General features: G+C 35.5%; 14 protein-coding genes. 4 read left to right on the top strand and 10 right to left on the bottom strand.

Annotated elements, in window-relative coordinates:
- Nucleotides 1–98: 98 nt before the first annotated feature.
- From ACXVYO_RS19940 to ACXVYO_RS19925, 4 genes are all read right to left on the bottom strand, one after another.
- Nucleotides 99–875 (bottom strand): HNH endonuclease, encoded by a 777-nt coding sequence (locus tag ACXVYO_RS19940; protein ID WP_458468298.1) that lies wholly within the window; start codon nucleotides 873–875, stop codon nucleotides 99–101.
- Nucleotides 876–1,257: 382 nt separating this feature from the next.
- Nucleotides 1,258–1,482: a spore germination transcription factor GerE gene (gene gerE / locus ACXVYO_RS19935; protein ID WP_000659484.1), complete on the bottom strand. Its 225-nt coding sequence runs from the start codon at nucleotides 1,480–1,482 to the stop codon at nucleotides 1,258–1,260.
- Nucleotides 1,483–1,647: 165 nt separating this feature from the next.
- Nucleotides 1,648–2,943: a purine/pyrimidine permease gene (locus ACXVYO_RS19930; RefSeq protein WP_458468297.1), complete on the bottom strand. Its 1,296-nt coding sequence runs from the start codon at nucleotides 2,941–2,943 to the stop codon at nucleotides 1,648–1,650.
- A gap of 102 nt (nucleotides 2,944–3,045) precedes the next feature.
- Nucleotides 3,046–4,287 carry an amidohydrolase family protein gene (locus tag ACXVYO_RS19925; RefSeq protein ID WP_458468296.1) on the bottom strand — a complete coding sequence of 414 codons (1,242 nt, stop codon included), beginning with the start codon at nucleotides 4,285–4,287 and terminating at the stop codon, nucleotides 3,046–3,048.
- Between the two features lie 180 nt (nucleotides 4,288–4,467).
- Here ACXVYO_RS19925 and ACXVYO_RS19920 point away from each other — a divergent pair, with 180 nt between their 5' ends.
- Nucleotides 4,468–4,653: a PspC domain-containing protein gene (locus ACXVYO_RS19920; protein WP_000044335.1), complete on the top strand. Its 186-nt coding sequence runs from the start codon at nucleotides 4,468–4,470 to the stop codon at nucleotides 4,651–4,653.
- A 65-nt stretch (nucleotides 4,654–4,718) separates the two neighbouring features.
- Here ACXVYO_RS19920 and ACXVYO_RS19915 read toward each other — a convergent pair whose 3' ends face one another.
- The gene (locus ACXVYO_RS19915) at nucleotides 4,719–5,291 is read right to left on the bottom strand and encodes a helix-turn-helix domain-containing protein (RefSeq protein WP_098764102.1); all 573 of its coding nucleotides are present in this window, start codon (nucleotides 5,289–5,291) and stop codon (nucleotides 4,719–4,721) included.
- Nucleotides 5,292–5,391: 100 nt separating this feature from the next.
- On the opposite strand from ACXVYO_RS19915, the gene ACXVYO_RS19910 reads away from it, so the two are divergent.
- Both ACXVYO_RS19910 and ACXVYO_RS19905 read left to right on the top strand, forming a co-directional pair.
- On the top strand, nucleotides 5,392–6,357 hold the full coding sequence (locus ACXVYO_RS19910; RefSeq protein ID WP_458468295.1) for a DMT family transporter: 966 nt from the start codon (nucleotides 5,392–5,394) through the stop codon (nucleotides 6,355–6,357).
- 143 nt (nucleotides 6,358–6,500) lie between these two features.
- A complete protein-coding gene (locus ACXVYO_RS19905; protein ID WP_000913204.1) occupies nucleotides 6,501–7,166 on the top strand; it encodes an MIP/aquaporin family protein in 666 nt (221 codons plus the stop codon).
- Nucleotides 7,167–7,225: 59 nt separating this feature from the next.
- Here the strand turns inward: ACXVYO_RS19905 and ACXVYO_RS19900 are convergent, their stop codons facing one another.
- From ACXVYO_RS19900 to ACXVYO_RS19890, 3 genes are all read right to left on the bottom strand, one after another.
- Nucleotides 7,226–7,657: an Rrf2 family transcriptional regulator gene (locus tag ACXVYO_RS19900; RefSeq protein WP_000512998.1), complete on the bottom strand. Its 432-nt coding sequence runs from the start codon at nucleotides 7,655–7,657 to the stop codon at nucleotides 7,226–7,228.
- Nucleotides 7,658–7,774: 117 nt separating this feature from the next.
- The gene (locus ACXVYO_RS19895; RefSeq protein WP_132131029.1) at nucleotides 7,775–8,995 is read right to left on the bottom strand and encodes an ABC transporter permease; all 1,221 of its coding nucleotides are present in this window, start codon (nucleotides 8,993–8,995) and stop codon (nucleotides 7,775–7,777) included.
- Between the two features lie 2 nt (nucleotides 8,996–8,997).
- Entirely contained in the window at nucleotides 8,998–9,882 is an 885-nt protein-coding gene (locus ACXVYO_RS19890) for an ABC transporter ATP-binding protein (RefSeq protein ID WP_340421147.1), read from the bottom strand.
- A gap of 344 nt (nucleotides 9,883–10,226) precedes the next feature.
- Between ACXVYO_RS19890 and ACXVYO_RS19885 the strand changes: the two genes are divergently transcribed.
- Nucleotides 10,227–11,054, top strand: a complete 828-nt coding sequence (locus tag ACXVYO_RS19885) for a 5'-nucleotidase, lipoprotein e(P4) family (RefSeq protein WP_097844053.1) — start codon at nucleotides 10,227–10,229, stop codon at nucleotides 11,052–11,054.
- Between the two features lie 26 nt (nucleotides 11,055–11,080).
- Here the strand turns inward: ACXVYO_RS19885 and motB are convergent, their stop codons facing one another.
- Both motB and motA read right to left on the bottom strand, forming a co-directional pair.
- On the bottom strand, nucleotides 11,081–11,869 hold the full coding sequence (motB, locus tag ACXVYO_RS19880; protein ID WP_098238397.1) for a flagellar motor protein MotB: 789 nt from the start codon (nucleotides 11,867–11,869) through the stop codon (nucleotides 11,081–11,083).
- Entirely contained in the window at nucleotides 11,859–12,653 is a 795-nt protein-coding gene (gene motA / locus ACXVYO_RS19875; protein ID WP_076540523.1) for a flagellar motor stator protein MotA, read from the bottom strand. Before motA ends, motB begins: the two co-directional genes overlap by 11 nt.
- Nucleotides 12,654–12,671 lie beyond the last annotated feature (18 nt).

Genomic DNA, 12,671 nt, shown 5'->3' with positions numbered 1-12,671 from the left:
CTTTCTTCTACATCAAATGATTCAGTATCTAATCTAGCCGTTCTCTAATATCAGATTAAATCCCCTTCAAATAACACCCACAATTCCCCCATCTTACATTATTTATTCATTAACAATTTCAATTCTTCAGGTGTTAAAAAGGAACCATTCATGCTTTTTCTATGAAGCATCGCATGGCAGTTAGGACAAACTGGTATCAAATCATTCACATAATCCACCTCATACTCATCCCCTATTTCACTAAGTGGTATTTTATGATGAACATGAATGAATCCCTTGCCTAAAGAACCGTATTGTTTTTCAAAATCAAAATGACAAACGTGACAATAACAACCATGGTGTTCAATACATTTCCTTCTTGCTACAGCACTACGCTCGTACTGATTGACGACTACTGTTTTTCGATGCCCTTCCATAATAGATAATTGTTCTGGCACCTCATCTGGATAGACGGATTTTGAAATATCCTCATTAAAACATTCTTCAATATAGCTTAGTAAATCAACTTTTGATTCTAATTTCATTGGACCTTGAATATTGCCTAACAATCCGTTTTCCCTTAACCTTTCAAGAGCTAAATCGTCAGACTCAATCTGTTGCTGTAAACACAAACGCATAAATCTTTTTGTTTTCGCCTTTTGATAATCTTCTTTCTCCATCCAAAATTCATCTTCATCGTTAACGTTTTCCCACGGTATATTTACATCTTCTACAATACATTTAAACTTTATTTTCCCTATAAAAGCCGAACAATAAATGTAAATAACATCCCCAATCTCGTGATTTGCACTTTGGCTCCAATCAATATAATCATATTGATTAAAAGCACTTACTACGTCATATTTGTTCGGGTTTGCTGAAATTATCCACTTCATATCCTTAACCCCTTTTTATTTTAACTATAACAAATAATAGTCAAGTTTAACTGACCTTTTATATAAACCACATAAAAACATTCAACCATCAATGCAGTGTATGTTATATCAATCATCTCATTAGGATAAACAATATTTTCTTCAATTTAGTAAATCCGCATTAAACTTTTCTTTCACCTATTCTCTTAACCTTTAAATTTCTGCATCTCTTACTAGTCTCTTCACATTATAGTTATTCGGATTTATGCATTATGAAACGCATATAATCACTTATCATCGCGACGGATTCTTCCCATTACTTCCTTAAGCTCAAGAACCTTTACGCACTTCAAAATATAAACAGAAAAATAGCCGACTCTTCATTTAAAAGTCGGCTTTCTTTTTATAGTTCGAGCTCTCCCATGCGAAGAAGCTCAACAACTGCTTGTGAACGTCCTTTAACTCCTAGCTTTTGCATTGCGTTTGAGATGTGGTTGCGTACTGTTTTTTCACTGATAAAAAGTTCACCTGCAATTTCCTTCGTTGTTTTATCTTGAACTAGTAATTCAAATACTTCTCTCTCTCTCTTTGTGAGTAACGGTTTAGATTGATACGCTTTTTCCTTCAACTGGTATAACCCTCCTTGCTTAAGCCAGAGCCGTGTATGTGTAAGTTGGGTGTTTATTTAGTCAAGATATTGTATGAACGAAATGTGCGGGTGGTGAATGAAAATGGGCTTTATTTCACATGTTATTTTAGACTTTTATACAGTGCAGACACTCTTTGTATCCACTCACTTTTCAGTACGCCATATTTGTTCTAGTAATATGCTGACAACTGTACCTACAAACAAACCATTTCCGAATATATATTGCATCACAGACGGCAGTGATTGGAGTGCTCCAGACGGTAAAAACATAACACCGCTTCCAAATAATACAGCAACTCCTAAAATCGTTACATTCCTTTCGCCCATCGGCACTTGTTTTATATTATGAAATCCAATTCCAATTAGCTGTACGAACGAAGCCATTAAAACCGCAGATGCGACAGCGGATGGCAACGATGCTAAGTAACGAATAATACTCGGAAACAGCGACATTACGACTAGTAACATACATGCTAGTAAGAACGATCTTATATATTTTTGTTTCGTTAAACGTATAAATCCTGCCGTTGCTGGTAATGGCACGACACCTACAGTTGAAAATACAGAAGAAATGATATGAGAAATCCCTCCAACCCACGTACCATCCTTCAACTGTTTCTGTTCAATAGTCCCTTTTTGAATGGTAGCTTGATTAATTGCTATAATAGCTGCCACTGTATTAGAAACTAAAATACATACCATAACGAAACTTGATACAGCCATACCTGTATTCCATTTCGGAAGTCCCCAAGCAAATATTTGTGGAAGTTGCACAAAATGAGTTACTTGAGATGGAATCGTCACTTTTCCTGCAATTAGAAAAAGAATCCACCCACTAATTAATCCTATTAAAACCGCATAACTTTTGACAAAACCTTTTCCGAAGTTAGATAGTATAATAACAAAAAGAAATATGCTAAACGCAATTATTGCTGTAAATCCATCGATTTGAGAAACGGTAGCAGTAATTCCTAGCATTCCTTTTAGAAACACACCACTTAACTGTAAACATAATAAAAGTAAAAACGTTCCTGTCACAAGCGGCGTAAATAAAAATAAAATACGTCCGATAAAACCAGTAATTCCTAATCCTATTAAAACAACACCGGAAATTATCATTCCTAATTCTAAAATTTGCAACGTACTATGTAATTGATCTTGTCCGGCAGTTGCGTAAGCAAGTACGGTAAATACGCCAACCCAAGATCCAGCTGGTCCATCCGCAATTGGTAGTCTATGTCCAAGCCAACCTTGTAAAAAAGAAGATATACCAACTACAAAGAATGTACGCTGCATTAAATAAAATATTTCTTCCGTCGTAAGATGAAATAATCCGCCAACGACAATTGGTAAAGCGATTGAATTCGCTAATAAAAATATAAACCATTGCAAAGTTCCCATAATATGATTTTGGTTATGTTGATTGTCCAAATTTTTCATCCTTCCTAGCTAGCTAACCTATAAGAAATATATTGTAAGCATAAAAAAGAAGGGTTCTACACTCACAATTAGAACCCTCCTCAAAACATTCAAACGATTCTTTTACACAAGATTATTTAATTCCACCTCATTTAAACTACCAACAACAATATTTCCTTTATGTACAACGAAACACTTCTCTGTTTGACGCGCTACTGCTTCAGCGACGCATGTTGCATTTGTCAAAACAAAACTCGCTTCATCTCCTACATTTGGCCAAGCTCGCTTCCCTTCATCGTTTAACGTTTCTTTTCCTCCTGTAATAAAGCGAAGTGCTTTTCCTAAAGACCTTTCATCACTCCATCCGAAACGCTCCGCTAATCGATTTGCCTTTTGTAGCATATCCCCCGTGCCAAACGGCGACCAATGATCAGTAATACTATCATTTCCTAATGAAACTTTCACACCTTTTTTATCTAATAATGGTATTGGGATTACTTGTTTCCCAATTGGCACCGTTGAAGTAATATCAATTTTTAAAGCAGCTAGTCTTTCCGCCACTTCTTCAGCTTCTTTATCCGTAACACCACCAAGTCCAAGCGCATGACTAATTGTTACGCGGCCTTGCCATCCCGCTTCTTCTGTTAGAATTGCCAATCTCTTCATTGTAAACGTTCCAAGATTATTCGCATCATGCAGATGGATATCAACATCCGCATTAAATTCTACTGCGATATCCATAATGGTATGTAATGATTTTTCAATATCATTATCCACTGTAGCTGGATCTACTCCACCGACTAGATCCGCACCCATACGCATCGCATCTTTCACAAGCTGCACAGAATTACTGCGCAATAATCCATGTTGCGGAAAAGCAACGATTCTACCAGAAACCTGATTTTTATATGTTTCCAGCGCCGCTAACGTCGCCTCCAAATTACCAAGTCCAATAATCGGATCAACATTACAATGCGTTCTTATATTCGTTGCACCATTTTGAAGCAATAACGCTAGCATCTTTTCCGCCCTATCTTGAGCAGTTGCTAATTGCTTCGGCAAAATTTTTTCTTCTTCATTAAAACGTGTAAAAATATTCTCTGCTGGCATACAAGCTTTCCAAGGGCCACTATAATACGTCTTATCAATATGAATATGCATTTCTTCGAAAGCAGGCAAAATTAATAAACGATTAGCATCAAGAATCAGTATCCCTTCCTCTTGAACAGCCCCTGCTATTATTTCTTTAATTCGTCCATCCTCAATGAGTAAACTACATAACTCTGTTTCTGTTTGGGAAATTCTCCCCTCTTCATATGTATACCCTGATTCAAGCATTACATTAGTCAACCAATATACTGTCATCTCTATTCCCCCACCCTTTATTAAAAGTTACCTCTTACCTATAATTCTAATATCAACTGAAAATTAAGACAATTATTACGACTGTTCCCTAAAAAAATGTAATACAACCTCATAGTCTTCTCATAAATTTCTATATAGAATAGAAGTATATAGCTTGCTAAAAAAGGAGTGGATTGAAAGATGTCAAAAAGGTTATGTAAATCCGAAACTGATAAAATGCTATTTGGTATATGTGGCGGTTTAGGAGAATATTTTGATATTAGCTCTACCCTCATTCGCATACTTTGGGTCATTGCTATTTTATGTTTTGGGACTGGTTTTTTAGTTTATTTCATTTGTTTATTACTTATGCCACGTTCGTACTAGTGTCATCCTGCATATACTTAATCGAAATATAAAAAATCACCTATAGAATTCTATAGGTGATTTTTTTATGAAGAATATTTCATCGTTAAATGTAATACCGCTACTTCATCTTCTTCATTTCTATAACTATGTTTTTTGTTCGCTTCAAATTGAATAGAGTCAAACTCATTTAATTCGTATACATCGTTTTCCACTTGAATCGATACTTTCCCCTTCATGACCGTTACAAGCTCAATAGCACCTTCATGATGAGCTTCTGGTTCATATATACTATTCGATCTTAAACAAGCACGATGCATTTCCATCCCTGTTTCTTTCGTATAACGGAACATCGTTTCTAAGTGCCATGCTTGTCCTACATCTACTGCAAATCCTTCTCCGCAGCGCGCAACAGCTACAGGTTCTCCAACAACCATCAATCTCGATAAAGGAATCGATAACCCTTTCGTTATTTTCCAAATGACAGCTAACGTCGGATTCGTTTCGCCTCTTTCAATCTTTCCTAATGTTAATTTACTAACACCTGTTTTTTGAGCTAATTCTTCTAAACTTAATTTTTGTTCATTTCGAATTTGTCTTAATAGCTGACCTACTTGCTGAATGACTTCTTTCGTTTGCATATCTTCATGTTCTTTCATCTATAAAACCACCTTAAAGTATAAAATAGTTTACTTTTATTATTTTTAAGTATATTATACTATACATAATTATCAAATCCCGAAAGGAGTGCTATACTTCATGCGCGCAATTTTATTAGGCCTTTTATCATCAGCCTTTTTTTCTGCAACCTTTATTATTAATAGAGCGATGAATGTATCTGGAACGAGCTGGGCTTGGACAGCTTCCTTCCGTTTTTTATTCGCTCTCCCTATTTTATTCTTTATCGTTTTATTTCGCAAAAACTTAAGGGGGTTATGGGAAGAATTAAAGAAACATCCATTAGCGTGGATCGGATGGGGTTCCGTTGCTGGTATTGGTTTCTATTCTTTATTAAGTTTCGCAGCTGTCTTTTCTCCAGCGTGGCTCGTTGCTGGAACTTGGCAAGTTACGATATTAGCAGGATTACTTTTATCACCATTGTTCTTCGTTAAAATAGAAACGAAATCAGGCGCAAAACTTGTACGCGGAAAAATTCCACTTCGTAGTTTATATGTTGCATTATTTATTTTACTTGGTGTAATTTGTATGCAAGCAACTACAGCAGGTCATATTACAATGACTCAGTTTATTTCAGGATTTTTACCTGTCGTGGTGGCTGCTTTCTTATATCCATTCGGCAACCGAAAAATGATGGAGCTTGTTGGCGGCCGTCTCGATACGTTCCAACGCGTATTAGGAATGGCAATCGGAAGTCTTCCTATAACAATTTTACTTGGTATATATGGATTTTCTACTACCGGTATTCCAACATCAAGCCAAATGCTGCAAGGCTTTTTGTTAGCATTATGTTCAGGCGTAATTGCAACGATGACATTTTTCTTTGCTACTGACTTAGCAAAAGATAACCTCGCCCTACTTGGAGCTGTTGAAGCAACGCAGGCTGGAACGATGGTCTTTACCGTGCTTGGCGAAATTGTTTTCTTGAATGGTTCATTCCCTGGTGGGCTTTCCCTACTTGGAATGATTATTATTATGTTAGGAATGGTTGCAAATAGTATTTTAAATCGATCCGTTCCAATCGTTAAGCAGAAAAAAACAGCATAAAAAAGAGTATGGTTCTATAACAAAGAACCATACTCTTTTTTTATTGTCCCCCTATTTCGCCTTATCAGAATAGTATTTCATTAGCTGTTTATACTAAAACCTATGTTATAATACGTTTCATGCGCAATATTAGGAGGTAAATTATGTTAAAAAAAGCAATCGCTGAATTTATTGGTACATTTGTACTTGTATTATTCGGAACTGGAGTAGCTGTCATTGGCGGCGGAATTGAAGGAATTGGAACATTAGGAATCGCTATGGCTTTCGGTCTATCTATTGTGGCTATGGCATATAGCATCGGAACAATTTCTGGATGTCACATCAACCCAGCAGTATCAGTAGCTATGTTCATCAACAAAAGAATGAACGCTATGGAACTTTGTTATTATGTATTAGCTCAAATTTTAGGTGGTTTATTAGGAACTGCAACATTAGTAACAATTTTACGCTCTGCTAAAACACCTTTAGATAATTTAGGACAAAATGGTTTTGGAACTCTTGGTTTATCTGGAGCATTTCTAGTTGAATTTATTTTAACTTTCGTATTCATTTTAGTGATCGTTGCTGTAACAGGTAAAAAAGGAAGTTCTTCTCTAGCAGGATTAGTAATTGGTTTCACATTAGTTTTAGTTCACTTATTAGGTATCCCGTTAACTGGAACTTCTGTTAACCCAGCTCGTAGTATCGCACCAGCTTTATTCGCTGGCGGAGAAGCACTTTCTCAACTATGGGTATTCATCGTTGCACCAATTCTTGGTGGTATCGTAGCAGCTATTGTTGGTAAATTTATTTTAAATACTGAAAAATAGAATTTTCAATATTTCTGAATAAAAAAAGGCGAGCCCTCATTATGAGGATGCTCGCTTTTTTACTCTTTCATTTTAGACTTTAAGTTTGTAACTAATTGATCTACCGTTACATTTGCAAGTACGTTTTCCATCGCTTCTTGCGCTTGCATTAAAATAATTTCTAATACTGATTGAATATTAGCTCCTACTGGACATTCAATGTTGGGATTTTCATGGAAGGAAAATAGCTGTCCTTCTTCTACAACTTCCACTGCTTTATATACATCAAGTAATGTAATTTCTTCTAAATCACGAGCAAGTGTTGTACCACCTTTACCAGCTTGTACATCAACAAGTCCTGCTCTCTTCAACATTCCTGTAATGCGACGAATCACAACCGGATTTGTATTCACACTACCAGCAATCCATTCAGAGGTACAGCGAGAGTTTCGATCAATCGCAAGTAACGTTAACATATGAACACCTACTGTAAAACGACTACTAATTCCCATCTGCACACCCTCCTTTGCATTCATTCTATTAAAAGACGACTCTTATTATTATATACTATTTTTAATTTATACATAAAGAAAAAGCATGATTTCAATAGGAAATCATGCTTTCTCTCATTATTGACGCTTTATAAATTTCGCTAAATCTTTAAATTTCACTTTGTCTGAGTAATTCATTACGCCGTTTACATAAATGCGGCTTGCAAGCATATTGATGATAACGATAGTCACCAATAAAATTACTAACGTCACACCAATTTCTACAGCCCCAGCTTCACCAGCTACAAGTCTTGAAAATGTAACCATAGGTGTAAAGAATGGAATATATGAACTAACTACAGCTAATGTACTATTAGGATCAAATAATGATTTAATACTAATGAAAAATGCTGCTACACCTAACATTGTAATTGGGAACGAAAGAGATTGCACATCCTCAATTTTTGATACAACAGCCCCAACCGCTGCATATAACATTGCATATAGTAAGTAGCCCGTAACAAAATATACAACGAACATACTAATTACTACCGCATCCAATTTAGAAAAGTCTAGTGTAAGTCCTATTAAAGATGCGTTTTCTAAATCTACCCAACCTAATAAATATGGTACAAGAAAGCCGAAGGAAGCAATAACTAGTAATAGTAAAGCACTAGAAACAATTGCTAAAATTTTAGCATGTAGCATTGTTAATGGTTTTACTTTCGGAAGCATTAACTCCATAACACGAGATGACTTTTCAGATGCTATCGTCATCCCAATTGCAGTTCCAAACACAATAATAAACATATATAAGGCAAACGAGAAAACATAACCAATTCCAAAGGAAGATGCATGATCCTTTACTGCCTCTTGCTTTAACGGAATTTCCATCTGTAACTGTTTGGCTACTTCTGCAGATACATTATTTTTTTCAATCATTACCGCTGTATACTGTTCTTTTAAATAACTTGCCATAAGTGTAGCCGTTGATTGGCTCGGAAAACCACTATACATATACGTCACTTCTGGAATACCATTCTTTTCTGTAATATGGAATAAACCGTCTAAATCCCCATCTTCCACTTGCTTACGTAGCTCATTAAATTTATCCTTATTTTCTACAGTTACTTTAGCAGACGGAAGTAACTTTGTTACATCACTTTCTTGCACTTTATAAGTATCGCTTTCAGTTACTACCGCAAATTTATCTTTTCCTTTATCGTTATCAGCAGTGAAATGATTAAATGCGAAAAGCCCAAACACAACTAAAAATAAAATCGCACTCGTAATTAATGATTTTTTAGATAAAAACGCTTCCCTGAAATAAAATGAAAATACATGAGAAAATTTACGCATCGTTATTTCGCCCTCTCTACAAAGATTTCGTTTAACGTCGGCTCTAACATTTTAAATTGTCGTAAGCTAATACCTTGTTCTTGCAACTGTTGTAAAATCTTTAGAGCTTCTGCATCATCTTGTACTTGCACATAAAGAAGACCTTGTTGTTTTTCATACGATACATGAATAGCTTTTAATCCCTTCGCATTCTCTTCTGTATCTTCAATCGTTAAATTGCGGAAACCGTATTCTTTTTTAATATCACTTAACTGGCCTTTTACGACTGCTTCGCCCTTTTTCAAAATACATACATGTTGGCAAAAAGCCTCTACTTGTTCCATACGATGACTGGATAAAATAATTGTCTTTCCGCTCTGTACTTGTTCTTCAATAATGCTAGCTAACATCCCAGCATTAACTGGATCCAGTCCGCTAAATGGTTCATCTAAAATGAGAAGTTCAGGATTATGAAGAAGAGCAGCAATCAATTGGATTTTTTGCTGGTTCCCTTTTGAAAGCTCTCCTGCCGTTTTAAATTTATATTCCGGTATTGCCAATCGCTCTAACCAGTGATCAATAGCAAGATCTACTTCTTTTTTCGTCATTCCTTCTAATCTACCAAAATATCGCAACTGGTCTATTACTCTACTTTTTGTATATAAACCTCTCTCTTCTGGTAAATATCCAATTGTTACCCCACTAGTCCCAAATGTTTTTCCATCCCATGTAATAGAGCCTTCATTAGGCGTTAATAATCCGAGAAGCATTTTGATTGTCGTTGTTTTCCCTGCACCATTTCGCCCAAGTAATCCTAGCACTTCACCTTTAGGTAACGAAATTTGCAAGCCGTTAACTGCTTTTGATTCTCCAAATAGTTTCGTTAAGTTTTGAATTTGTAAACTCAAAGTATAAAGCCTCCCCTTTAATATCATTCATACTCTCTTTCAAAGACTATGTTTATGCAGGATAAAATATAGCACTACGCTTCACCCTTTTAAAATGTAACATCTCCTTAATCCATCATTTGTTCTATTTAGTTAAAATTGTAAATAATATCATGCGATTTGTCAATTATAATTGTCATTTCGACAATTAAACTTGTCAAAATAATTCCCATCATTTTTTCTCATCTTTCTAATATAGGACATACTACTATATATACAAAAGACAATATGCAAATGTTCATACAAAAAATATTATTTTTCGATATATAATATTAACTGATTTTCTAACATCAAGGAGGATACATATGAAGATGAAGAGGGGCATTACCACTTTATTATCTGTAGCGGTTCTATCTACATCGCTTGTAGCATGTTCAGGAACACAAGAGAAAACTGTGGCGAAAGAAGAGACGGCAAAATTAACAGACCAGCAATTAATGGCTGATTTATGGTATCAAACAGCTGGTGAGACGAAAGCACTTTACTACCAAGGATACAATATCGGTCAATTAAAGCTCGATGCAATTCTTGCAAAAGGGACAGAGAAAAAACCTGCTATCGTACTGGATTTAGATGAAACTGTTTTAGATAACAGTCCTCATCAAGCAATGAGTGTAAAGACAGGAAAAGGCTACCCGTATAAATGGGATGACTGGATTAATAAAGCTGAAGCTGAAGCCCTTCCAGGCGCAATTGATTTCTTAAAATATACAGAATCTAAAGGTGTAGATATTTACTACATCTCAAATCGTAAAACGAATCAACTAGATGCAACAATTAAAAATCTTGAGCGTGTAGGTGCTCCTCAAGCAACGAAAGAACATATATTACTACAAGATCCGAAAGAAAAAGGAAAAGAAAAACGCCGTGAACTCGTTTCGCAAACACATGATATCGTCTTATTCTTCGGCGATAACTTATCTGATTTCACTGGTTTTGATGGAAAATCTGTAAAAGATCGAAATCAAGCAGTCGCAGATTCAAAAGCACAATTTGGTGAGAAATTTATTATTTTCCCGAATCCGATGTATGGTGATTGGGAAGGCGCTTTATATGATTATGATTTCAAAAAATCAGATGCAGAAAAAGATAAAATCCGTCGCGACAACTTAAAATCATTTGATGCAAAATAAAAGAGGATGGCATTCGCCATCCTCTTTTATTTTACTTTCTCTGTTAAAGGCAAGATAAATACTTCCACACGTCTATTCTTTGCCTTTCCTTCTTGTGTATCGTTTGGAGCAATCGAACGGTATTCTCCGTAACCAATCGCACTAAATTTTTCTGGTTGTAATTCTTTATTTTGCAGTAATACTTGCATAAAATTAACTGCCCGCTGCGTACTTAATTCCCAATTCGATGCAAATTGCGCATTGGCAATAGGGACATTATCCGTATGGCCCGATACTGTAATTTCACGAGGTGACGCTGAAACAAGTAAGCTAGACATCTCTTTTGCAATCCCTAAAGATTCTAATTTCACATCTGCTTTCCCCGAATCAAACAGTATATTCTCTAATATTGTCACCATTAATCCCTTTTCAGTTAATTTAGTTTGAAAAGAAGAGGATAATTGTTTTTCATTAATATATTGATCAATCTTTTTTTGTAATGCTTTCAATTCATCCATCTCTTTTTTTTCTTTCGCTCTAGCTTCTTCTTGTTTTTTTGCTTGTTCTGCCTCAAGGCTACTTGCTGATAATTCTTTTTCATCATTTGGCTTTTGATCACTTAAAAATTCTTTGTTACCTGTTCCACCGGCTAATTCACTTCGAAAAGCAACTGCCATCTGTTTAAACTTCGCAGCATCTATACTACTCATCGCAAATAAAACGATGAACAATGCAAATAACAACGTTAACATATCAGAATAAGGGATTAACCAAGTTTCATCGATATGTTCATCATGCTTTTTCTTCTTACGTCTTCTATTTTTTTTACTCCGCATTTTTTTCTGCCCCTTTTTCAAGCTTTTTACGCTCAGTTGCAGAAAGTGCACCTAAAATGCGGTTCTTCATAATAAACGGATATGTACCCTCTTGTAACATTAATAAACAATCAATAATTAAACGTTTTTTCTCTAATTCAGCTGCAGATTTTTGCTTTAATTTATTTGCAAATGGATGCCATAATACATAGCCTGAAAAAATACCAAAAATCGTTGCAATAAACGCACCCGAAATAGCGTGACCTAACTTTTCAATATCAGTTAAATTGCCAAGTGCAGCTACAAGACCAATAACAGCACCTAATACCCCTAATGTCGGTGCATATGTACCAGCTTGAGAAAAAATTGCCGCTCCTTTTGCATGCCTTTCTTCAATTGCTTCTAATTCAGCTTCTAAAATCTGCTCTAAATCTTCTGCGGATACGCCATCAATCACAAATTTCATACCACGCAAAAGAAATTCATCTTGAATTTTGTCTAATTGTTGCTCTAAAGACAAAATACCGTATTTTCTACTTTCTGATGTCCAATGAACAAACAATTCTAGCAACTGTTCATAACTTAAATCCTTTTTATTTGAACCAAAAAGAACTTTAAATAATTTTGGAACCCTTTTTAGTTGATTCATCGGAAATGCTATACATACTGCAGCAAATGTACCGATAAAAATAATTAATGCTGCGGCAGGATTCAATAAGGCATTTACGTCAGCGCCCTTGACGACCATCCCTACTACTACCGCTACAAATCCTAAAATAAGCCCAATAATTGTTGCAAAATCCATTCCCATTCACTCCTAGTC

The organism is Bacillus sp. BC08 (genome assembly GCF_054326875.1).
Note: the sequence above shows the minus strand (reverse complement) of the source record. Positions and strands in the feature narration are given on the sequence as shown.

Excerpts from the sequence above, each read along its gene's own strand:
- ACXVYO_RS19895 (WP_132131029.1), bottom strand. The coding sequence starts at position 8,995 with ATGCGTAAATTTTCTCATGTATTTTCATTTTATTTCAGGGAAGCGTTT.
- motA (WP_076540523.1), bottom strand. The coding sequence starts at position 12,653 with ATGGATTTTGCAACAATTATTGGGCTTATTTTAGGATTTGTAGCGGTA.
- ACXVYO_RS19920 (WP_000044335.1), top strand. The coding sequence starts at position 4,468 with ATGTCAAAAAGGTTATGTAAATCCGAAACTGATAAAATGCTATTTGGT.
- ACXVYO_RS19930 (WP_458468297.1), bottom strand. The coding sequence starts at position 2,943 with ATGAAAAATTTGGACAATCAACATAACCAAAATCATATTATGGGAACT.
- ACXVYO_RS19885 (WP_097844053.1), top strand. The coding sequence starts at position 10,227 with ATGAAGATGAAGAGGGGCATTACCACTTTATTATCTGTAGCGGTTCTA.
- ACXVYO_RS19925 (WP_458468296.1), bottom strand. The coding sequence starts at position 4,287 with ATGACAGTATATTGGTTGACTAATGTAATGCTTGAATCAGGGTATACA.
- ACXVYO_RS19910 (WP_458468295.1), top strand. The coding sequence starts at position 5,392 with ATGCGCGCAATTTTATTAGGCCTTTTATCATCAGCCTTTTTTTCTGCA.
- ACXVYO_RS19905 (WP_000913204.1), top strand. The coding sequence starts at position 6,501 with ATGTTAAAAAAAGCAATCGCTGAATTTATTGGTACATTTGTACTTGTA.
- ACXVYO_RS19940 (WP_458468298.1), bottom strand. The coding sequence starts at position 875 with ATGAAGTGGATAATTTCAGCAAACCCGAACAAATATGACGTAGTAAGT.
- ACXVYO_RS19900 (WP_000512998.1), bottom strand. The coding sequence starts at position 7,657 with ATGGGAATTAGTAGTCGTTTTACAGTAGGTGTTCATATGTTAACGTTA.
- ACXVYO_RS19915 (WP_098764102.1), bottom strand. The coding sequence starts at position 5,291 with ATGAAAGAACATGAAGATATGCAAACGAAAGAAGTCATTCAGCAAGTA.
- motB (WP_098238397.1), bottom strand. The coding sequence starts at position 11,869 with ATGCGGAGTAAAAAAAATAGAAGACGTAAGAAGAAAAAGCATGATGAA.